Below are 21860 nucleotides of genomic sequence, written 5' to 3' on the forward strand. Positions count from 1 at the left end.
CATGACGGCCGCGATCCAACGGCGACTGGAGATTCCAGAGCCACAACGTGCTGAAAAAACCGAGCTTCATCCCGAACTGAATCGTGCCCACGTGCGCTTCATCGGTCTGGGTAAAACCTACAACGGCCGGCAGGGCCCGGTCGCGGCGTTGCAAGGCATTGATCTGGCGATCCAGCGCGGTGAGGTGTTCGGCATCATCGGGCGCAGCGGCGCCGGCAAGTCGTCGTTGATCCGTACGATCAATCGTCTGGAACAACCAACATCCGGGCGCGTGCTGATCGATCAGGTCGACATCGGCGAGTTCGATGAAGACCGCCTGGTCGCCCTGCGCCGCCGGATCGGCATGATCTTTCAGCACTTCAATCTGATGTCGGCGAAGACCGTTTGGCAGAACGTTGAACTGCCGCTGAAAGTGGCTGGCGTGGCGAAGGAGCAACGCGAAAAAAAGGTTCGTGAATTGCTCGAACTGGTTGGCTTGCAAGCCAAACACAAAGCCTATCCGGCGCAGCTTTCCGGCGGGCAAAAACAGCGCGTCGGCATCGCCCGCGCGCTGGTACATGACCCGGATATTCTGCTCTGTGATGAAGCCACTTCGGCGCTGGATCCCGAGACCACGCAGTCGATTCTCGGCCTGCTGCGCGAGATCAACCAGCGCCTTGGCCTGACCATCGTTTTAATCACCCATGAGATGGCGGTGATCCGCGACATCTGCGACCGCGTGGTGGTACTGGAGCACGGACGCATCGTCGAGCAAGGCCCGGTGTGGGAGGTATTCGGTAATCCGCAACACGAGGTCAGCCAGACCTTGCTCGCGCCGCTGCAACACGCCTTGCCGGAAGAGTTGCAGAGCCGCTTGCGTGCGCAACCGCCCTCCTCCGAAGCCGCAGTGGTGTTGCGCTTGCAGTTTACCGGCAGTGCCAGTGACGAGCCGGATCTGGCGGCATTGTTCGCGGCGCTGAGTGGCCGGGTGCAATTGCTGCAGGGCGGCGTCGAACGGATTCAGGGGCATGCGTTCGGGCAATTGCTGCTGGCGGTCAGCGGCTCAGTGTTCAGCGCCGAACAATTGCGCGAACGTGCGGGGCAATGGGCACAACGGGTGGAGGTATTGGGTTATGTGGTTTGATCGCTTGCTGCAGGGGTTTATCGACACGTTTCTGATGGTCGGTGTGTCATCACTGATCGCGTTGCTGGTGGGGATCCCCATGGCGGTGATTCTGGTCACCAGCGACAAGGGCGGAATCTACCAGGCGCCGGTGCTGAACCGTGCCTTGGGCGCGTTCGTGAACCTGTTTCGCTCGATCCCGTTCCTGATCCTGATGGTCGCGCTGATTCCGTTCACCCGGTTGATCGTCGGCACCACTTACGGGGTGTGGGCGGCGGTGGTGCCGCTGACCATCGCGGCAACGCCATTCTTTGCGCGGATTGCCGAAGTGAGTCTGCGTGAGGTCGATCACGGCCTGATCGAAGCCGCGCAGGCCATGGGGTGCCGGCGCTGGCACATCGTCTGGCACGTATTGCTGCCGGAGGCCCTGCCGGGAATTGTCGGCGGCTTCACCATCACCCTTGTGACAATGATCAACTCCTCAGCCATGGCCGGTGCGATTGGCGCGGGTGGCTTGGGGGACATCGCCTATCGCTACGGCTATCAGCGCTTTGACAGCCAGATCATGTTGACGGTGATTGTGTTGCTGGTGGCGTTGGTGGCGGTGATTCAGTTGGGTGGGGATCGCCTGGCGCGGGGGTTGAACAAGCGCTGATTTTTGCTGCGCGGCAGCCTCCGGCTTCATGGCGTATATTCGCCAGACCTCCACTGCCGCGCAGCCCTCGACCATGAAACAGACACCCACCGATCTCGAACAGATCACCGCCACTACCCTCGGTCACTACAACGCTGTCGCGGAAGACTTCCGTGAAGGCACCCGTGATCACGATGTCAGCCAGAACATCGATGCGTTGCTGCGGCATATTCAGGGCGCAGCGCCCTTCACGATTCTGGATTTCGGCTGCGGGCCGGGTCGCGACTTGCAGACGTTTACGCGCATGGGCCACGTCGCCGTCGGCCTCGATGGTTCGCAGGAGTTTGCGCGGATGGCGCGTGAGGACAGTGGCTGTGAGGTGTTGCAGCAGGATTTTCTGAAACTGGACCTGCCGGTTGAACGCTTTGACGGGATCTTCGCCAACGCGGTGCTGTTTCATGTGCCGTTGCAGGAGTTGCCTCGGATTCTGAAGCAACTGCACGGGACATTGAAACCGGGTGGCGTGTTGTTCAGTTCCAATCCGCGCGGGGATAACCGTGAAGGCTGGAACGGGCCGCGTTATGGTTCGTATCACGATCTGGAGGCGTGGCAGGGGTTGTTGACGGCAGCGGGGTTTGTCGAGCTGGAGCATTACTTCCGGCCGGCGGGGCTGCCGCGTGAGCAGCAGCCCTGGCTGGCGAGTGTCTGGCGCAAAATAGGAGACTGCGGTGTATAAGGGACTCCCCCCTCACCCCAGCCCTCTCCCGGAGGGAGAGGGAGCCGACCGAGATATCTTGCGCAATACATCGACCTGAAAGTGCGGTGTCGATTATGGATTCGGCACATCAAGGTCAGGTCGATGTATTGCGTGAGCATCCCCCATTCGGTTCCCTCTCCCTACGGGAGAGGGTTAGGGTGAGGGATGCTTTTGATCTAATTTTTTTTCGGCTCGCGAATCTTGTACCAGGCCACATACAGCGCCGGCAGAAACAGCAGTGTCAGCAAGGTCGCAATCACGATCCCGCCAATCATCGCGTAGGCCATCGGCCCCCAGAACACTTCGCGGGCAATCGGGATCATGCCCATGCTCGCCGCTGCCGCCGTCAGCAGAATCGGCCGGCGTCGATGCTCGGTCGCTTCCACCACCGCATCCCACGGCGCGTAGCCCTTCTTCTCGAACTCGTCGATCTGCGTCACCAGAATCACCGAGTTGCGGATGATGATGCCGATCAGCGCGAGAATCCCGAGGATTGCCACGAAGCCCATCGGCGTGCCGGTCGGCACCAGCGCCAGCACCACGCCGATCAAGCCCAGCGGCGCGACACTCGCCACCAGGAACAGCTTCTGCACGCTGTGTAACTGGATCATCAGGAACGTCGCCATCAGGAACAGCATCAGCGGCAATACCTTGGCGATCGGCCCTTGCGCCTTGCCGCTTTCCTCCACCGTACCGCCAGTGGCGACTTTGTAGCCGACCGGGAGTTTTTCGGCGAAGGCATCAATGGACGGCTTGAGCAGTTTCACCAGATCGGTGGGCTGGATTTCGTCGCGCACCGACGCCTTGATGGTGATCGTCGGCAACCGGTCGCGACGCCACACCAGCGGCTGCTCCAGTTCATAACGCACGGTGGCAAACGCCAGCAGCGGAATCGACGTGCCGCCCGGCGTGACGATCTGCAGGTTCTGCAGGGTTTCCGGGGTTCCACGTTCGGAATCCACAGCGCGACCAACCACATTGATCAGGTAGATATCGTCATCGACCTGGGTCAACGGCGAGCCACTGACGATGCTGTTCATCAGGTTCGCCACGTCTTCGGACGACAGCCCGAGCTGGCGCGCCTTGTCCTGGGCGATGTCGATGCGCAGAACCTTGCCCGGCTCGTTCCAGTCGTAAATGATCTCGCCGATGTGCGGGTTCTTGTCCAGTTCAGTGGCGAGGTCGATGGCGTGTTTGCGCACCTGATCGATGTCTTTGCCGCTGACCCGATACTGGATCGGCCGCCCGACCGGCGGGCCCATTTCCAGTGCTTGCACGTAACTGCCGATGCCGACGAAGTCCTTGTGCAAACGCTCACGCAGTCGCTGACTCAAGGCCTCGCGGGCCTCGAAGTTTTTGCTGACGATGACCAGTTGCGCGTAATACGGGTTTTGCAGTTGCTGATCGAGCGGCAGGTAGAAACGGATTGCACCCTGGCCGATGTAAGTGCTCCAGCGCACGATGTCGTCATCGCCCTTGAGCGTCGCTTCGAGCTTGTCGACAGCCTTGCGGGTCTCGTCGATGGAGGCGTTTTGCGGCAGGTTCAGATCGACCAGAATTTCCGGGCGATCAGAGGACGGGAAAAACTGGTTCTGCACAAAGCGCATGCAAAACACCGCCAGCACAAAGCACAACACCGTGATGCCAATCGCCCACCAACGATTGCGCATGCACCACAGCAGACCGCCGTTGAACGCGCGCCCGACGCGCCCGGGCTCCGCCGCGTGCGGCTTCACGTTGGTGCTAAGGATATGCACGCCGATCACCGGCGCGAAGAACACCGCCACCACCCACGAAACCAGCATGGCCACAGCGATCACCGCGAACAGGGTGAAGGTGTATTCACCGGCAGAACTGGCGTTGAGGCCGATGGGCACGAAACCGGCCACGGTTACCAGCGTACCGGTGAGCATCGGGAACGCCGTCGAGGTGTAGGCGAACGTGGCCGCCTGCTCCCGGGTCTCGCCCATTTCCAGGCGCGTGACCATCATTTCCACGGTGATCATCGCGTCGTCCACCAGCAAGCCGAGGGCGATGATCAGCGCACCGAGGGAAATCCGCTGCATGGTGATGCCGCTGTATTCCATGAACACAAACACCATCGCCAGCACCAGCGGAATCGAACACGCCACCACCAGCCCGGCGCGCACGCCGAGGCTGATGAAGCTCACCACCAGCACGATGATCACCGCTTCAAACAAGGCGCTGGTGAAACCCCCGACAGCCTCTTCCACCACCACGGCTTGATCGGAAACCGTGTGCACGCCAACACCAACCGGCAGGTCAGCCGTCAGTTGATCAATGCGCGCGTGCAGGGCTTTACCGAATTCCTGAACGTTGCCGCCCTTCTGCATGGCAATTGCCAGGCCGATGGCCGGTTTGCCGTCGAAACGAAACTCCGGGGTGGCCGGGTCGACGTAGCCACGGCTGATGTCGGCGATGTCGGCCAGGCGATAGAAACGGTCATTGAGTTTGAGATTGACCTCGGCCAGATCCTTTTCCGAGGCGAACTGCCCGGAAGTGCGCACGGAAATACGCTCAGGCCCGGCCTCGATCACCCCGGCCGGCGTCACCGCATTCTGCGATTGCAGGCTCTGCACCACTTGCCGCTGATCGATGCCCAGCGCCGCCAGTTTGCGCGTGGAGAAGTTCAGGTAAATCACTTCATCCTGCTGGCCGACCATCTCGATCTTGCCCAGCCCCGGCACGTTGCGAATCTCGGCCCGCGCCTGCTCCACGTAGTCGCGCAACTGGCGCATGGTCAGGCCATCGGCGGTAAACGCGTACACCGAGCCGAACACGTCACCGAACTCATCGTTGAATCCCGGGCCTTGAATCCCCTGAGGGAACTGGCCGCGAATGTCGTCGATCTTCTTGCGCACCTGATACCAGATTTCCGGAATGTCCTTGGCACTGGTGGTGTCGCGCAAGTACACGTACACCGTTGACTCGCCGGGTCGCGTGTAGCTTTTCACGTAGTCGAGGGAGTCGAGTTCTTCAAGTTTTTTCTCAATGCGGTCGGTGACCTGCTTGAGGGTCTCTTCCTGGGTCGCGCCCGGCCATTTGCTCTGGATCACCATGGTTTTGATGGTGAACGACGGGTCTTCTTCGCGCCCCAGATTGAAGTACGAAAACACCCCCATCAGCAGCCCGACGAACATCAGATACCAGACGAACGACTGATGCTTGAGGGCCCATTCGGAGAGGTTGAAAGACCCTTTCATTGACTGTCCTCGTCAAGTTTCACGGATTGCCCAGGCTTGAGGCTGTTGACGCCGGCGCTGACCACGCGCTCGCCGTTCTTCACACCGCCGGCCAGCACCACCGTGCTGTCGGTGCGGCTGACGAGGCTGACGTCGCGGGGGTTGACGGTTTTGTTCTGAGTGTCGATCACCCAGATCCGCGTTTTGCCATCGACCTCTTGCAGCGCAGTCGCGGGCAATTCGATGCGCGGTTTGATCGCTGAACTCAGGGTCACGCTGATCGCCGTGCCGAGGCGGAAACCGGGGGGTGTTTCGGCCAGGGTCAACCGCGCACGCCGGGTGCGCGTGGCACTTTGTGCCTGCGGTTCGATTTCGCGGATGACTGCTGTGGTGTTGATGTTCGGATCGAGTTGCGCAGCGACGAGGAACACCACGTCACTAGGGATCTGATCGACCAAGGTGTCCGGCAGGTCGATCACCGCTTCCTTGATGTCCGGTTGCGCCAGCGTCACCACTTGCTGGCCGGCAGTAACCACTTGCCCGGCCTCGGCATTCCACGCGGTGACCACGGCTTTGTGGTCGGCCCGAAGTTCGGTGTAGCCGAGTTGATCCTTGCTCTGGTTGACCGCCGCCCGCGCCTGTTCCAGCGAGGCCTGGGTGGTTTTCAAATCCGTGGTGGCAATGTCCAGTTGTGCCTGCGCACCGACCCCGCGATCAAACAGGGCTTGCTGACGCCGGGCGTTGGCCTGCGCATTGATCAGTTGCGCCTGAACCTTGGCCAGATCGCCTTGGGCAGAACGTAGCTGGTTCTGCTGATCGGACGGGTCGAGGGTGGCGAGCAGCGTACCCTTGTCGACCTCGGCACCGACATCGACGTTGCGGCTGGCGATGCGCCCGCCAACCCGAAACCCGGTGTTGCTCTCGTAACGCGCCTGAATGCTGCCGGCGAAACGGCCGAGGGTTTCTTCATTCAGCGCTTCGACCTTGATCGACAGTACCGGCCGCACCGGTTCCGGTGGCGGCTCGCTTTTCGAGCAGGCCGCCAGCAACAGACCGATGGATAACAGCCCCAGACGCTTCATGGCTGTGCTCCCGGCTGCAGATCCTTGTAGGTATTTTCGGCGATCTCGACTTTCATTCCCGGGTGCAACAACTGGCCGCCGGCAACAATGACTTTTTCGCCGCCCTTGAGGCCTTCGCTGATGATCACTTTGCCGGTCAGGTAACGGCCGACCGTGACCGTGTGCAATTGCGCCAGCCCTTGGTCATCGACCATCCACACAGCGGGGTCGCTGATGTTTTTCGTCAGCGCCGACCACGGCAGTTCAACCGCCGATTTGCCGGAGCCTTTGGCCGTGGCGCTGACCACCGAACCGAGCTGCATGCCCGGCGGCAGTTTGTCGAGGGTGACTTTGACTTGCACCGTGCCGGACTGCGCCGACACTGCCGGAGTGATTTCGCGCACAGTACCGGTGGTTTTGATGGCGGGGTTGTCGAGCAGGCTGACCACAATCGAGCGATCCGCCGGCCGCTCGGCCAGCAGCGATTCGTACACGTTGAACACCGCATCGCGGTCGCCATCGCGAGCCAGTTTGAACATCGGCGCGGTGGCCTGCACCACTTGCCCGACTTCGGCCTGCCGCTCGGTGATAATCCCCGGGGCATCGGCAATCAGCGAGGTATAGCTGAGTTGATCCTTGGCATTGGCCAGTTGCGCCTGCGCCGCGCTCAAAGCGCTTTGGCTGCTGCGCAATGCGGCCTGTGCCGAATCGTATTCGCTCTGGCTGGTGTAGCCCTTGGGCAGCAGTTTCTGCTGACGCACGAACGCCGCCGCGGTCTGTTTCACCCGCGCCTGCTCGGCAACCACCTGAGCCTGAGCAGAGTCGACGTTGGTCTGCAAATCCTTGGGGTCGAGTTTGGCCAGCACCTGTTTGGCGCTGACGCGATCTCCGACATCGACCATGCGCTGGATGATCTTGCCGCCAACGCGGAACGACAATTCGGTCTGCACGCGCGCCTGCACGTCACCGGTGAGGGTCACGGAAGCAGCGTAATCTGCGGGTTTCACTTCTTGGACGAAGACGCGAGGCAGGTATTCCTGCGGCGCTTTTTTCTCGCCGCAGGCGGTCAGCAACGTGAACAGACTCAGCATGACCGCTGTTTTCAATCCGGGACTCGCCATGCAGACTCCTTCCTGTGTACGAACGTGCAAGTGACGATACGACTGTGAGCTTAGAACAGGGTTCAACGTTCGCCCGTATGATGCTGCATTTACCTCTGTAGGCGCTGCCCCCATGCCGCGCGTGAGGACGATCAAGAGAAGGAATTTCATGCTCAAGACCCTCGCGGTGGCCAATTACCGCTCGATCAATAAATTGGTGATCCCGCTGGGCCGGCTGAATCTGATCACCGGCCCCAACGGCAGCGGCAAGTCCAACCTCTACCGCGCCTTGCGCCTGCTCGCCGAGACCGCGCAGGGCGGCGTGGTCAATGCGCTGGCCCGTGAGGGTGGGCTGGATTCGACGTTCTGGGCCGGCCCGGAAACCATCAGCCGGCGCATGCGCAACGGCGAAGTAGCGATCGAGCCGACGGTGCGCCAAGGCGTCAGACGCCTGCGCCTGGGGTTTGCCGGGGAGGATTTCAGCTACTCGATTGCCCTGGGTTTGCCGGAGCCGAGCCGCTCGTTTTTTTCCCTCGACCCGGAAATCAAAAAGGAATGCATCTGGGCCGGGCCGTTCTATCGCCCGGCCAGTCTGTTGGTGGATCGCGACGGGCCGATGATCCGTGCTCGCGAAGGCCGTAGCTGGGATGTGCTGGCACAACACACGCCGAATTTCGACAGCCTGTTCGATCAGGTCGGCAGCCTGCGCAGTTCGCCGGAAGTGTTCCAGATGCGCGAGTTCATCCGCCGCTGGCGCTTCTACGATCACTTTCGCAGCGATGCCGAGGCACCGGTGCGCCAGCCGCAATTGGGCACGCGCACGCCGGTGCTGCATCACGATGGGCGGGATCTGGCGGCGGCGTTGCAGACCATCCGCGAAATCGGCGATCCCGAGGCGTTGCAGGCAGCGATCAGCGACGCGTTTCCCGGCGCACGGTTGAACATCGCGCCGTTGGCGGGTGGACGCTTTGCCATCGAGTTTTATCAGGAAGGATTGCTGCGGCCGTTGTCGGCGGCTGAGCTTTCGGACGGGACGTTGCGTTATCTGCTGCTGGTCGCGGCATTGCTGACACCTCGGCCACCGTCACTGATGGTACTGAACGAGCCGGAAACCAGTCTGCATCCGGATCTGTTGCCGGCGCTGGCGCGCTTGATTATTCGGGCGTCGGAAGAGTGCCAGGTGTGGGTGGTATCCCATGCACGGCGATTGATTTCGGCGTTGCAGGAAGACCCGGAATGCAATTGCATCGTGCTGGAGAAGACGCTGGGGCAAACCGGGATTGTCGGGCAACGGGTGCTGGATGAGCCGGCGTGGCATTGGCCGGATTGAGTGTGTCAGTAGAAGCCCCCTCACCCTAACCCTCTCCCGGAGGGAGAGGGGACTGAACGGGTTGTTCTTTCGGGTTACGCCGACATGAAGATCCCGAGTTGAATTCAGGTTTTGAAAACCACAAAGATCGGCTCCCTCTCCCTGGGGAGAGGGCTGGGGTGAGGGGTAAGCCTCACCATCGATTTAACAGGTAATCACCCCTGCCACTTGCCACCCTCGACGATCACGCTCTCAGGCTTGGTGTCATCGCTCAGCTCCTTACGCACGTACTGGTCGTACAGCTTGAGCAAGTACTTCTCCTCACCCAACTTCGTCAGCTCGGTATTCACCCAGTCGCGCAGTTCGACGTTGCCCTTCTTCACCGCCGGCGCAATCGGCGCTTCGACCCCGAGTTTCTCATCCAACACGCGATAACCCGGGTTCTGCTTGGCCCAGCTGAACAGCACCAGATTGTCCTGCGCGTAGGCATCGCCACGACCATTGGCCAGGGCTTGCAGCGACTCGGAGTTTTTCTCGAACTTGAGCAGTTTCCAGTCCGGATGATTTTTGGTCAGCCAGATGTCGGCCGTAGTGCCAGTGGTGACGATGGTGGTGCGGGTCGCCAGGTCATCAAGATTTCTTACTGAGCTGCTCTGCGGCACCAATGCCTGCACCGCGACCTTGAGGTTCGGGTTGGTGAATTCCACCGCTTCCTTGCGCTCCGGGGTGACGGTCATGTTGGCGAGGATCAGGTCGACCTTGTCGCTTTGCAGGAACGGAATGCGGCTGGCCGGCTCCACCGCCACGAACTCGACCTTGTTCTCGTCGCCCAACAGATCCTTGGCAAAGCGTCGACCAATGTCGGTATCGAAACCTACATAGCGCCCTGCCTCATCGACAAAGCCGAATGGCGGTTTGTCGGTGAAGACGCCGACGATCAGTTTGTCGCGGGCCTTGATCTTGTCCAGATAACCGGCTGGCGCAGCGCTTTCGCTGGCGACTTTCGGCTTGGCGGGTTCTTCGGTTTTGCTGCAGCCGGCGAGCAGCGCAAGGCTGAGCAGAGGGAATAAAAAAGCGGCAGTTTTCATGACAGTTCCAGTTCCTTTGTGGGTTTCGTTTCGGGCAGTGTTGCAACGAAGGAGAACTTCTCCAGGAACTGCTGCGCGCGTGCGGTTTGCGGGTTCGTAAAGAAAATCTCGGGCGGGCTCTGTTCGAGGATGCGCCCGGCATCCATGAACACGATGCGGTCGGCCACCGCGCGGGCGAAAGCCATTTCATGGGTGACGATCAGCAGGGTCATGCCTTCACGGGCCAGGCCCTGAATCACTTGCAGCACTTCCTTGACCATCTCCGGGTCGAGGGCGGCGGTGACTTCGTCGAAGAGCATCACCCGTGGGTTCATGCACAGCGAACGGACGATGGCGATGCGTTGCTGCTGGCCGCCAGAGAGCTGGCGTGGAAACGCATCACGCTTGTCCGCCAGACCTACGCGCTCGAGCAAGGCTTCGGCCTGCTGTTGCGCTTCACGGCGCTGACGCTTCTGCACTTTCAACGGCCCGAGCAGCAAATTGTCGAGCACGCTCATGTGCGGAAACAGGTGATAACTCTGGAAGACCATGCCGATCTGCTGACGGACTTCGCGCCAGTCGGTGGACTTGTCCAGCAACTCGCGCCCGGCAAATTTCAGGCTGCCGCTGTGGGCGACTTCCAGACCGTTGAGGCAGCGCAACAGCGTGCTTTTGCCGCAGCCGCTGGGGCCGAGGATGACGATCACTTCGCCGGACTTCACTTGCAGGTCGATGCCGTTGAGCACCTGCTGCTCGCCGTAGAATTTGTTGAAACCGTGAAACTCGATCAATGCGCTCATGCTTGCGTCCAGCGCCGCTCCAGCACGCGCGAGGCGGCCGACAGCGGGTAGCAGATGAAAAAGAAAAACAGGAACAGCGCGCCGTAGATCAGCACCGATTCGTAAGTGCGCTCGATGATCTGCTGGCCGACCTTGATCACATCGACCACGCCGATCAGCACTGACAGTGAACTGGTCTTGATGATTCGCGTGTAGACGTTGATGGTCGGTGGCGTCATGCGTTTCAGCGCTTGCGGCAGCAGCACGTAGCCGAACAGTTGCGGTGCGTTCAGACCAATCGACAGCCCTGCCTCACGCTGCCCGCGTGGCAACGAATGCAACGCACCGCGCGCCACTTCGCCGACCTCGCTCGCGCCCCACAACGACAGCACCAGCACCGCGCACCAGAAGCTCGGCAGGCTCAGGCCGAAGAAAATCGGCAGACCGAAGAACAACAGATACAGCCAGACCAGCACCGGGATTGCCCGGAACAGCTCCAGATAGACCCGCAGGATCGCGTTCAGCCACGTCACGTTAAGCGTGCGCAGCACGCCGTAGAACACACCGCCGACGGTGCTGATGGCGATGCTCAGAAACGAGATCGACAAGGTTTGCCCGGCGCCTTTGGCCAGTTGCGGCAACGACACCCAAAGCAGTTCAAGACCCGAACTGGCCATGCTGGAGCCTCCTTTCCAGGCGGCTGAGCAACAGCGACAGCGGCAAGAACAGCAGCACGCAGATCAGCGTCAGCACGGCGAGCATTTCGTAGGTTTTGTAATACAGCGCGATGTAACTCTTGGTGGTGTAGAGGATTTCCGGCACCGCTACTGCCGAGACCACGGTGGTTTCCTTGAGCAGGAAAATGAAATTCGCGAACAGCGACGGCAGGCTGAGGATCCCCGCTTGCGGCAGGATCACGTAGCGCAGCAATTGGCCGTGTGACAGGCCAATGGAACGGCCCGATTCCAGCTGCGCCTGCGGCACAGCATCGACGCCGGCACGCAGCACTTCGGTGAGGTAAGAGCCGCCGAGGAAGGTCATGGTGATGATCGCAGCGGTGAAGCCGGAAACCTGAATCCCCACTGCCGGCAAAGCGAAGTAGACAAAGAACAACTGGATCAGCAGCGGCGTGTTGCGCGCCAGTTCCACGTACAGGCCCACCAGTTTTTGCAGGTAAGGCGTGCGGAACACCAGAATCGTCGCGTTGAGCAGCGCCACCAGCAACGACGTACCGATGGCGATAAAACCGACCTGCAGGGTCACGCCCACGGCTTTTAAAAACGCCGGCAGGGTACTGAGGATAAATGCGTAATCAAAGGTCATGAAACGTCCTGTACGTCGCTCGGTAAGCGCCGTTCGTGCAGTCCATTGGGCAGCGGGTAACTGTCCGGCAGGCAGTGACTTTATAGGTATAAAAACGAGAATTTAAATACCGTTAAAGCATATTGATATCACCCAAAAAACTATCTTGTGGGTTTGCCGGGAAGGAATAAGAAGGCTATTTTCCCTTGCGCTGTAGGAAGGATCTTTTTTTCACGAAAGCCCTCCAAGGACGAACAGCTTTTGGCCAGACTCCCCCGGCCAAACCATTACAAGGAAGACAACATGGACGTAAAAGTGCCGCAGCGACTGGATCCGCAGGACATTGTGAAATTGCTCGTGGCGTTGCGCCGGGCGTTGAAGACCGGGGTGGCCTGAAATCAAAAGCACCCTCACCCCAACCCTCTCCCCGAGGGAGAAGGAGCCGACCGGGGTGTCTTTCGTTAAACATCGACCTGAGAGATCGAGTCGATTATGGATTCAGCAAAGATCCTTCAAGTCGGCATACCTCTACAGCATCCCCCAATCAGTCCCCTCTCCCTCCGGGAGAGGGTTAGGGTGAGGGGCTTTTGAGGTGTACACAAAAACGCCGATGACCATCGCTGGCCATCGGCGTTTTCACACCTTGAAGGGGTTCACTCAAGCATCAGATCAGAACGCCGGCAGTACCGCGCCGTTGTACTTCTTCTCGATGAACGCTTTGACTTCCGGGCTGGTCAGGGCTTTGGCCAGCTTCTGGATCGCGTCGCTGTTCTTGTTGTCCTCACGGGCCACCAGGAAGTTCACGTAAGGCGAATCGGCACCTTCGATCACCAGCGCATCCTTGGTCGGATTCAGCTTGGCTTCCAGCGCGTAGTTGGTGTTGATCATGTCCAGATCAACTTCCTTGAGGACGCGTGGCAGCAGGGCCGATTCCAGTTCCTTGAACTTGAAGTTGTGCGGGTTTTTGGCGATGTCTTTCGGGGTGGCCAAGGCGTTTTTCGGGTCTTTCAGTTCGATCAGGCCAGCCTTCTGCAGCAGAATCAGTGCACGACCGCTGTTGCTGCCTTCGTTCGGAATGGCGATGGTGGCGCCGTCCGGCAGTTCGGCCAGGGTCTTGTACTTGCTCGAGTAGCCACCGAACGGTTCAACATGCACGCCTTGCACGGTCACCAGGTACTTGGCCTTGTCGTCCTTGTATTTACCCTGGTTGAAGCTGTTGAGGTACGGCAGGGTCTGGAAGTAGTTGGCGTCCAGACGCTTCTCGCCGACCTGTACGTTTGGCTGCACGTAATCGGTGAAGACTTTGATTTCCAGATCCACGCCTTCTTTGGCGAGGGTCGGTTTGATCAGTTCGAGAATTTCAGCGTGCGGCACCGGGGTCGCAGCAACCACCAGTTTCTCGCCGGCCTGTGCCAGGGAAGCAGTCAGAGCAGCCGCCAATGCGGTAAACAACAGAACCTTTTTCATGCAGTGTCCTTATCGAAAATCACGGTCGTCATCGACGACGGCATTAATACGTGTGCCAGTGAAGTGATATCGCTGGCGTGAGGCGGACAATACCGGGATTTTTTATTCCCGGACAATAACGTTTATTCAGCTTCATATTCCATTTTGTTCATGTTGAACGAAATGGTTACAACGACTCACTCAAGCTCAACAGTAAATCTTTCAATGCCTTACGTTCGTCGACGCTGCCGCCGATGTGGATTTGTGCAACCAGGCGTTCGATCTGGGCCTGCGTGCCAGACACCTCGGGCAGGTTCAGGTGTTCCGGGAGAATTTCCTCGCCGGTGCTCACCAGCAAGGCAAAGTGAATGACGTTTTCCAGCTCACGGGTGTTGCCCGGCCAACTGTGTCGTTCCAGCGCGTGTTGCGCCGCTTCGCTGATCAGCGGCACCGGCAGATCCAGACGCTGGCTGTAAATGCCGAGGAAGTATTCGGCCAGCGACAGAATGTCGCCGATGCGCTCGCGCAGGGCCGGCAGTTCCAGTTGGCCTTCGCTGAGGTAGTGGTAGAGCCGTTCGTGGAATTTCCCGGCGTCCACCGCTTGCGCCAGATCGATGCTGGTAGCCGCCACCAGACGCACATCCACCGGGCTCGGCTGATGAGCGCCGACGCGAGTGACTTCGTGATTTTCCAGGGCGGCGAGCAATTTGATCTGGATCGGCAGCGGCAAGTCGCCGATTTCATCGAGGTACAACGTCCCGCCATTGGCCGAACCGAACCAGCCGGCGCGACTGCTGGCCGAGCCTGTATAGCTGCCGGCGGCGTAGCCGAACAGTTCAGCATCGGCGTAGGTCGGGCTGATCGCGCCGCAGTTGACCGAGACGAACAGACCACTGCGATCACTGGCGCGGTGAATATGGCGGGCGAGCAATTCCTTGCCGGTGCCCGTCTCGCCGCGGATCAACACCGAGAGCGCTCGTGGCGCCAGTTGCTCGAGTTCTTCACGCAACTGACGCGAGCGCGGATCGACAAACACCAGCGCTTTGGCGCGAATGCTCAGCGGACTTTTTTCCGCGTCGGGAAAGGTCAGCAACGGCTGGCCGAAGGTTTCAAAACTCATGGCAGACTCCCGCCCAGAACCGCCGGGAGACGGGGGCGTTGAAAAATTAAAAAATCAGGCGCGACGCCGTGCGTGGTCTTCCATACGGTTTTGCAGGCGATAGAGATAAGCAAAACCCTGCTCCCAACGCTGATGCCCGGACTTCACATTGATGTGCCCGGCGCCGGCCAGAATCCCCGCCTCGGCGCCCCAGTTGCCCGCCAGCTCCAAGGCGCGCGGCGCACTGACGGCGGCGTCGTTGTCGGAGCTGACCACCTGACTCGGGAACGGCAACAAGTCAGTCGGAATCGGCGCGAAATTGCGCAGTGCCGGCGCGCAGGTCGGGCGCTCGACATCCGCTGGCGCGACCAGCAGGGCACCGCGTACCTGACGCAGGTACTGCAGCGGCGCAGTCGCGGCCCAATGGGCAACAGTGACGCAACCCAGGCTATGCGCGATGAGGATGACCGGTGTGCTGTCGGCGGCAATCGCCTCCGCCAACGCGGCCACCCAGTCTTCACGGCGAGGGGTCAGCCAATCGGCCTGTTCCACTCGCGCACTGTTCGGCAGGCTGTTCTGCCAGTGGGTTTGCCAATGATCTTCTGGCGATCCTTGCCAGCCCGGCACAATCAGGTAGCGAATTGATTCGTTGCGCATGGGGGGAGCTCTCCTGCGTGTCTGTTCCTGATCGAGTATAGGGACGGGATTTATATTCGTTAAGGAATAAGAAGCTATTTATTAAGACCTGAAAAGAATATTAAGCATCAAATAAAAAAAGGGCCGCACCCTGCCAAGGAGACGGCCCCGGAAAAACGTAAAACCCTTATCGCGCAGTGATCACCGACAGTTTGGTGATGCCCGCCCGCTCAATCGATGCCATGGCTCGCGCCACTTCGCCGTAATTCACCCCGTCATCCGCCTGCAATTGCACGCGCACTTCCGGATCCTTGGCCTTGGCCGACTTGAGGTTGAACTCCAGCAGATCCGGCTGGATTTCGTCCTTGTTGATAAACAGTTTTCCTGCACCATCAATGCTCACCACCAGCGGGTCTTTCTGCTCCACCGGCGCCACCGCTTCGGTCTTCGGCAGGTTGATCGGGATCGCGTTGGTCAGCAGCGGCGCGGTGACGATAAACACCACCAGCAGCACCAGCATCACGTCCACCAGCGGCGTCACGTTGATCTCGCTGAGCACCTCGTCACTGTCTTGCGTGGAGAAGGCCATATCAGGACGCCTCCTTCACTTTTGCCGCGTTGCCCGGCGCTGCAACCTTGTGCGCGGTCGGGTGGATCAGCACGCGGAACGAGCTCTTTTGCGCCAGGCTGTAGAAGTCGTGCGCAAAGTCGTCCAGATCCGCCGCCGTCAATTTCAGACGACGCAAAAAGTAGTTGTAAACCAGCACCGCCGGTACCGCGACGGCGATACCCACGCCGGTCGCAACGAGTGCCGCACCAATCGGGCCGGCCACCGTTTCCAGGCTCGCCGAGCCTGCCGCGCTGATACCTTTCAACGCTTCCATGATTCCCCACACCGTGCCGAACAGACCAATGAACGGCGAGGTGCTGCCAATACTCGCGACCACCGCCAGCCCGGTTTCCAGCGAGCGTCGTTCGCGGACGATCTGCTGACGCAATGCGCGCTCCAGTCGATCCTGATGGTTGATCGCCTGGCTCAAATCATTGGCCTGCGGCGCCTCGCCCACCTGAATCGCCGCGTAACCGGCCTGTGCCACCCGTGCTGCCGCGCCGGGCTGGGTTTCGCTCAACTCGGCGGCGGAATCGAGACTCGATGCCGCCCAGAAACGCTTGTGAAATTTGCGATCCTGAGCTTTGAGACGACCGAACTGCACAGCCTTGAGCAGTGCCAGGCCCCAAGTGGCGACGGAAAAAACCACCAGCAGCCAGATCACCGCGCTTTCGATGGATTCCAGTGGAGATGCCAGTAACGTCATGATGTATTCCCTCGTGTAAACGTTTCGCGCGAATTTGGTTTCGGTTTAATGAATCTTGAAATCGATGGGCACGCTGACCCAGCCGTCCTGGGCGACATCACCCTGCTTGGCCGGGACGAAACTCCAACGCTTCACGGCGTTCAGGGCCGCATCGTCGAGCTGCTGCCGGCCACTGCTTTTTGCTATCTGGATCTCGCCCGGTTTGCCGCTGGCCAGCACATGTACTCGCAACAACACCGTGCCCTCCCAACCACGACGCTGAGCCAGTGACGGGTATTCCGGCGCCGGATTTTTCAGGTACGCGGCGTTGGCTGAGGCCGGGGTAACCGGTGCAGGCGCCGGTGGTGCAGGTGGCGCGGGTGCGGCGACCGGAGCGGCCGGTTGTGGCGGCGCCGGTGGTTGCTCGACGGCTTTGGGCGCTGGTTTCGGTGCGGGCTTCACCACCGGTTTGGGTTTTGGAATCGGTTTGGGCGGTGGTGGTTTGGTCGCCAGTTCGTCTTCCACGGGTGGCGGTGGCTCGACTACAGGTGCCGGTGGTGGTGGCTCGACGACCGGTGGCGCGGGCGGCGCCGGGCGCGAGAACTCGATGGTCATCGGTGGAGTTTCCGGCGGCACAACCGGCAATACCGGCGTCGGCTTCTGGCTGATCCAATAGATCACCGCGCCATGCACCAGCAGCGCCAACACACCGAGCAGAATCGTCTCGCGCCGGCTCAGAATGCCTTTCGGCGCGCGCTGCAAACGCAGCTGCCCCAACGGCACACGATGCGGTCGGCCGAGATCGACCAATTCGCCACTCGGCGTCTGACGCCACAGCAATTCCTCTGCGCTGGCGGCGGTCTGGACATTGCCCATTGATTCACTCCCTGCGGTCTTTTGCGTTCGCTACAAAAACGGTCGACCCGCCGTTTATTGAATCCCCCACGGCGGGTCGCTGGATGAATCATTGGGCTTGAGGCTTATCTCCGAAAGTAATCTTTGACGTTATGCATAGGTCTTTCTGGAATATAAGAAACGGTCATTTCCAGCAAAGCCACGCCGTTCAAGGCTTGCAGCAATACGGCTGCAAAGACATGCTTTCGCGGCATAAAAAGTATTCATGCAAAGCATCGTTAATCCATGACCCGGCATACATGGACAATTAATACCAACGGAATAGTTGCTGAGTTTTTCCGGCCAAAACAAAAAGGCCGATGCACTTTTCAATGCATCGGCCGTGGATTTATAAAAAAACGTTACTGCTTGATGAACTCTCCCGCCAGACCGACTACATCACCGTCAAAGTTAGTACGCGATCCCACCGCACGAACTTTCGAGTAGTTGTGATCCGGCGAAAACAGTGTCCAGGACTGATAACCGGTGCCGTCATTCAGCGCCGCGAAAGTGATGATCGTAGGCTGGCCGGTGCTGTTCTGGAAATGGTAGTGGCCGTAGGCGATATCGTAATTCACGCCGTTCTGGCTGAATTTGCCGCTGAAGGTGCCGTTGGAGTCGTTGCCATCGGTAATCGTCAGTTTCGCGCCAGCGTTAGCGTTTACATAGTTGCCATTAATGCTCGACATAATGCGATTTCCTTTATCGTTGGGATAAGTGTCTTCCGATGAGAGCAAGTTTCCTCCTGGAAACTCACGACAGTCAGAATGGTTGGACATTCATACATTGTCCACGCCACTTACTAACGAAATTGCAATAAGCACTGTTCAAGTTGCTCATAACTTATTGCCAATCATTCGAGGATTAATTCCAATTCTGCTATCGACTCGCACTGGTCTGCTGCACACCCACGGCTGGCGCGATGACCGCCGTTTCCGAGCGCGGCGTGCCGGCAGGCACCCAGTCATAACTCACAGGCAGCGCCCGATAGACCCAGTTGCTGATTGCGTCACTGCCCGGAGCTTTACCGAGGTAGGGGCTGACGTATTCCCAGACGTTCTCACCCTTGGCCGTGACCTGAAAGAATCGCCCGTTCATGCCTTCGTCGATCAAGGTATTGCCATTGGGCAAGCGCCGCGCGCTGCTAATGAACGAACTGTAAAACGCCCACCCCGGCTGCTTTGAATTCGCCGCGGTGTACTGCCAGACGATTTCATTCTTCACCGGGTCGATCTCCAGCACCCGCGAACCGGAAATCAGCCCCAGCGTGACGTTCGGGTAACCCGCCGAACCCTGGTTGTCGAACACCAGCAGATTGCCCGCGCCGGGCAGTCCGGCCGGGATGATATGCGCATCATGCTGGCCGACGAACTGGTCCACCGGGCGCGGGATTTTCTGCGTGGTTTTCGGATTGGCCAGCGGCAGATTCGGCCCCAGGCGCCAGACTACTTTGCCGCTCTGCCTGTCGATGATCGCGATGAAGTTGGCGTTGCGCGAATCGATCAGCAGGTTGTCCGGATTGAAGCGCTTGTCGCCGGCATCGAACCACTTGTTCGGTCCGACCAGGCAGAGGTTGTTGATGTGCAGGTAATCGGGATTTTCACTGGCGCGAACCAGCTTCAACTGCTCGGTGGTGAAGCCGAATTCGTTCAAGTGATCCGACGCCAGCCACTGCCACTTCACCTCGCCGGCGGGGCTGACTTCATAGATCGCATCGTCGATCACCTCAGGCACTTTGAAGCCTTTGACCTTGTGCACCTTGTTGGCCAGCACCACGGTGTTGCCGTTGCTCAAGCGACGCTGATCATGATGCTGTTGCGCCGCGCCACCGGGTGCCTTGTCGCCCCACTGCCAGATGACTTTGCCATTCCAGTCCAGTTCACCGACGCTCTGATTGCCCAGACCGTTGCCGGCCGAACCGAGCTTGCCCGGATTCTTTTCGCTCAGTTGCAGCAACACGTGTCCGCGCTCGCCACCGACCAGTTGCGGATCAATGATCGCCGAGGGGAAACCCGCCTGCGGCCAGGTTTTCACCTCATTGCCGTTCATGTCGATCAGGTGCGTCTGTTTGTCGGCGCCGCTGAAAATCACGTACTGGTTGAATGCCTTGTCCGGGTCGTAACGGGTGACGCCGGTTGGGTAAACGCTGGGCGCGGCAAACGCTCCGCTACTCAGCACGGCGCCGGACAACAACAGCGGAAAAGCAGTCTTGATGGGCAACATGGTGCAGCTCCTTGAAGGTCGGATCAGAAGTCGTAGCGGCCAGTGACACCGAGGGTGCGCGGTGTGCCGAGCAGGCCTTCATAGCCGCCGTTGCCGCCCGTCCACAGGGTCGTGTAGTAGGTTTTGTCGAAGGCGTTTTTCAGCCACAGCGAGACGTCCCACTGCCCTTGGTTGAAGTCGCCGCGCAGGCCAGTGGAAAAATTGACCACCGCGTAGCTCGGGATCTGGCCGTAGTCGGAATCCTCGACCGTGCCGACCGCTTTCGAGCGGAACGCATAACTGGCGGTGACGTACGGTTCGAAACCGTTATCCAGATTCCATTTGTATTCGCCGTTGGCGTTGCCGATCCATTTCGAGGCACCGACCACTTGATGACCACTGAGGTCGCAAGAGGCTGGAGCACCCGGTGCGAGGCTGACTTCCGGCGGGCACGGCGCATCTTTGTACGAGAGATAGCTGACGTCGTTGTACGAGCCGTTGATGTTCAGGGTCAGGCCGCGCAACGGGATCACCGTACTTTCGAATTCGACCCCGCGAGAGCGCACGGAACCAGCGTTGGTCAGGTATTGCACGCGGTTTTCGGCGTCGTAGGCGTTGGTCTGGTAGGCGTTTACCTGCGTCCAGAACACGTTGGCGTTGAGCTGCAGACGGTGATCCCACAGCGTGCTTTTGAAACCGAGTTCGGCGTTGTTCGCGCGCTCGGTGCCGATCAACAACGAATCGGCGCCGGCCACCGGCGCCGAGCCGACTGCGAGGTTGACCCCGCCGGATTTCTCACCGTGAGACAACGTCGCGTAGCCGAGCACATCATCGGTGATCCGGTAACTGAGGTTGAGCAGCCCGGACGGGCTGGAGCTGTACTGATTCAGATCGCCGGAATCGTAGGCACCGGCACGCCCGCGTCGCGCCGTGGCCGCCGCACCGGTTACCGCCGCGCCACCAACCGGCGCGTCGCGAGTTACCCAGGCGTTTTTCTCTTCGTAGGTGCCGCGCACTCCGGCGGTGAAGTCCAGACGCTCGGTGAGGTGCCACGTGCCTTGGGCGAACAAGGCGAAACTGTCGGTCTTGATGTGGCCGTTGCCAACACTGGTGACATTGGCCAGCGCACCACGCGGCGTGCCGTTCCAGATGTCGGCTTGCGGGCCGTAATAGGCGAAGGATTTATTGTCCAGATCCGAGCCGAAGTAGTACGCACCGACCACGTAATCGAAGAATTCGCCCTTCGGCGAGGCCAGGCGAAATTCCTGCGAATACTGTTTGTCCTCAACCGATACCCCGGCGTTGTAGCTCGCTGGCACGTTAAGGCCATCGTCATTGCGCGGAGTGAAATTCCAGAAGCGGTAGGAGCTGATTGACGTCAGGGTGAAGTCACTCGGCAACGTCCAGTTGGCCTCCACCGAGGTGCCGCCCTGATGCACGGTGACGTGTTGATCGTTATCCAGATTGACCTTGCGGTGCGAGCCGTTGACCAGCGTCGCCCCGGCAGCATTGGCCCGCGACTGATAGAGATTGACGCCATTGATGGTCGGCCCGGTGTCGTACAGCACACGGGTGCCGGCGCTGGAGTCCTCTTCGTTGTAATCACCGATCCAGCGCAAATTGAAATCTTCGTTGGGCTTAAACAGCAGCTGCGCGCGGAAGCCATCGCGCGATCCACCGTTGAGGTCATGGCCGTCGTATTCGTTCTTGATGTCCCCGTCACTGCGAGTGCGATAGGCGGAAAAGCGCCCGGCAAGTTGATCGTTGAGCGGCCCGGAAATCGTGCCCTTGGTCTGGAAGTAACCGTCCTCGCCAACCGACGTTTCGATGCTGCGCTCCGGTGTGAACGTCGGCGCCCGGGTACTGATGTTGATCACTCCGGCGGTGGTGTTTTTACCGAACAGCGTGCCTTGCGGGCCACGCAAAACCTCGAGCTGCTCGATGTCCATCAGATCGAACACAGCCATTCCCGGG

The 21860-nt window shown here is 59.8% G+C and carries 20 protein-coding genes; 4 read left to right on the top strand and 16 right to left on the bottom strand.

The genetic code is table 11. From position 1 onward, the window contains the following. Nucleotide 1 precedes the first annotated feature (1 nt). From F2P67_RS15415 to F2P67_RS15425, 3 genes are all read left to right on the top strand, one after another. Complete coding sequence (locus F2P67_RS15415; RefSeq protein ID WP_166221386.1) at nt 2–1123, top strand: methionine ABC transporter ATP-binding protein; 1122 nt, start codon at nt 2–4, stop codon at nt 1121–1123. After that, nucleotides 1113–1757 (top strand): methionine ABC transporter permease, encoded by a 645-nt coding sequence (locus F2P67_RS15420; RefSeq protein ID WP_064116958.1) that lies wholly within the window; start codon nt 1113–1115, stop codon nt 1755–1757. The genes F2P67_RS15415 and F2P67_RS15420 overlap by 11 nt, the downstream gene beginning before the upstream one ends. Nucleotides 1758–1830: 73 nt before the next feature. Continuing rightward, the gene (locus tag F2P67_RS15425) at nt 1831–2472 is read left to right on the top strand and encodes a class I SAM-dependent methyltransferase (RefSeq protein WP_166221411.1); all 642 of its coding nucleotides are present in this window, start codon (nt 1831–1833) and stop codon (nt 2470–2472) included. A gap of 197 nt (nt 2473–2669) precedes the next feature. On the opposite strand, the gene F2P67_RS15430 is transcribed toward F2P67_RS15425, so the two are convergent. Genes F2P67_RS15430 through F2P67_RS15440 form a run of 3 tightly spaced genes read right to left on the bottom strand, consistent with a single transcriptional unit; the run spans nt 2670 to nt 7878 of the window. After that, nucleotides 2670–5717: an efflux RND transporter permease subunit gene (locus tag F2P67_RS15430; protein ID WP_166221388.1), complete on the bottom strand. Its 3048-nt coding sequence runs from the start codon at nt 5715–5717 to the stop codon at nt 2670–2672. After that, nucleotides 5714–6778: an efflux RND transporter periplasmic adaptor subunit gene (locus F2P67_RS15435; RefSeq protein WP_166221389.1), complete on the bottom strand. Its 1065-nt coding sequence runs from the start codon at nt 6776–6778 to the stop codon at nt 5714–5716. The genes F2P67_RS15430 and F2P67_RS15435 overlap by 4 nt, the downstream gene beginning before the upstream one ends. Next, nucleotides 6775–7878 (bottom strand): efflux RND transporter periplasmic adaptor subunit, encoded by a 1104-nt coding sequence (locus F2P67_RS15440; protein ID WP_166221391.1) that lies wholly within the window; start codon nt 7876–7878, stop codon nt 6775–6777. The genes F2P67_RS15435 and F2P67_RS15440 overlap by 4 nt, the downstream gene beginning before the upstream one ends. Before the next feature lie 148 nt (nt 7879–8026). On the opposite strand from F2P67_RS15440, the gene F2P67_RS15445 reads away from it, so the two are divergent. Further along, complete coding sequence (locus F2P67_RS15445) at nt 8027–9187, top strand: AAA family ATPase (RefSeq protein WP_166221392.1); 1161 nt, start codon at nt 8027–8029, stop codon at nt 9185–9187. A 194-nt stretch (nt 9188–9381) separates the two neighbouring features. On the opposite strand, the gene F2P67_RS15450 is transcribed toward F2P67_RS15445, so the two are convergent. The 13 genes from F2P67_RS15450 to F2P67_RS15510 form a co-directional block, all read right to left on the bottom strand. Beyond that, complete coding sequence (locus tag F2P67_RS15450) at nt 9382–10254, bottom strand: transporter substrate-binding domain-containing protein (protein WP_166221393.1); 873 nt, start codon at nt 10252–10254, stop codon at nt 9382–9384. Continuing rightward, on the bottom strand, nt 10251–11033 hold the full coding sequence (locus tag F2P67_RS15455) for an amino acid ABC transporter ATP-binding protein (RefSeq protein ID WP_166221395.1): 783 nt from the start codon (nt 11031–11033) through the stop codon (nt 10251–10253). Before F2P67_RS15455 ends, F2P67_RS15450 begins: the two co-directional genes overlap by 4 nt. Further along, nucleotides 11030–11689 (bottom strand): amino acid ABC transporter permease, encoded by a 660-nt coding sequence (locus F2P67_RS15460; RefSeq protein ID WP_166221396.1) that lies wholly within the window; start codon nt 11687–11689, stop codon nt 11030–11032. Before F2P67_RS15460 ends, F2P67_RS15455 begins: the two co-directional genes overlap by 4 nt. Continuing rightward, complete coding sequence (locus F2P67_RS15465; RefSeq protein ID WP_166221398.1) at nt 11670–12335, bottom strand: amino acid ABC transporter permease; 666 nt, start codon at nt 12333–12335, stop codon at nt 11670–11672. Before F2P67_RS15465 ends, F2P67_RS15460 begins: the two co-directional genes overlap by 20 nt. 648 nt (nt 12336–12983) lie before the next feature. Then, the gene (locus F2P67_RS15470; protein ID WP_096821875.1) at nt 12984–13781 is read right to left on the bottom strand and encodes a MetQ/NlpA family ABC transporter substrate-binding protein; all 798 of its coding nucleotides are present in this window, start codon (nt 13779–13781) and stop codon (nt 12984–12986) included. 166 nt (nt 13782–13947) lie between these two features. Beyond that, nucleotides 13948–14880: a sigma 54-interacting transcriptional regulator gene (locus F2P67_RS15475; RefSeq protein WP_166221399.1), complete on the bottom strand. Its 933-nt coding sequence runs from the start codon at nt 14878–14880 to the stop codon at nt 13948–13950. 54 nt (nt 14881–14934) lie between these two features. Continuing rightward, nucleotides 14935–15516, bottom strand: a complete 582-nt coding sequence (locus F2P67_RS15480) for an alpha/beta hydrolase (protein ID WP_166221401.1) — start codon at nt 15514–15516, stop codon at nt 14935–14937. A gap of 166 nt (nt 15517–15682) precedes the next feature. Then, nucleotides 15683–16084, bottom strand: coding sequence for an ExbD/TolR family protein (locus F2P67_RS15485; protein ID WP_003220570.1), 402 nt, complete (start codon nt 16082–16084; stop codon nt 15683–15685). Between the two features lies 1 nt (nt 16085). Beyond that, the gene (locus tag F2P67_RS15490; protein WP_166221402.1) at nt 16086–16811 is read right to left on the bottom strand and encodes a MotA/TolQ/ExbB proton channel family protein; all 726 of its coding nucleotides are present in this window, start codon (nt 16809–16811) and stop codon (nt 16086–16088) included. 45 nt (nt 16812–16856) lie between these two features. Continuing rightward, on the bottom strand, nt 16857–17666 hold the full coding sequence (locus F2P67_RS15495; protein ID WP_166221404.1) for an energy transducer TonB: 810 nt from the start codon (nt 17664–17666) through the stop codon (nt 16857–16859). A 380-nt stretch (nt 17667–18046) separates the two neighbouring features. Next, nucleotides 18047–18373 carry a hypothetical protein gene (locus F2P67_RS15500; RefSeq protein ID WP_003220553.1) on the bottom strand — a complete coding sequence of 109 codons (327 nt, stop codon included), beginning with the start codon at nt 18371–18373 and terminating at the stop codon, nt 18047–18049. A 190-nt stretch (nt 18374–18563) separates the two neighbouring features. Beyond that, nucleotides 18564–19907: an aryl-sulfate sulfotransferase gene (locus tag F2P67_RS15505; RefSeq protein ID WP_166221406.1), complete on the bottom strand. Its 1344-nt coding sequence runs from the start codon at nt 19905–19907 to the stop codon at nt 18564–18566. 23 nt (nt 19908–19930) lie between these two features. Continuing rightward, on the bottom strand, nt 19931–21860 hold a 1930-nt coding region (locus F2P67_RS15510; protein WP_166221407.1), incomplete at its 5' end, for a TonB-dependent receptor.

This window comes from Pseudomonas atagonensis, from assembly GCF_011369485.1.
Classification (GTDB): domain Bacteria; phylum Pseudomonadota; class Gammaproteobacteria; order Pseudomonadales; family Pseudomonadaceae; genus Aquipseudomonas; species Aquipseudomonas atagonensis.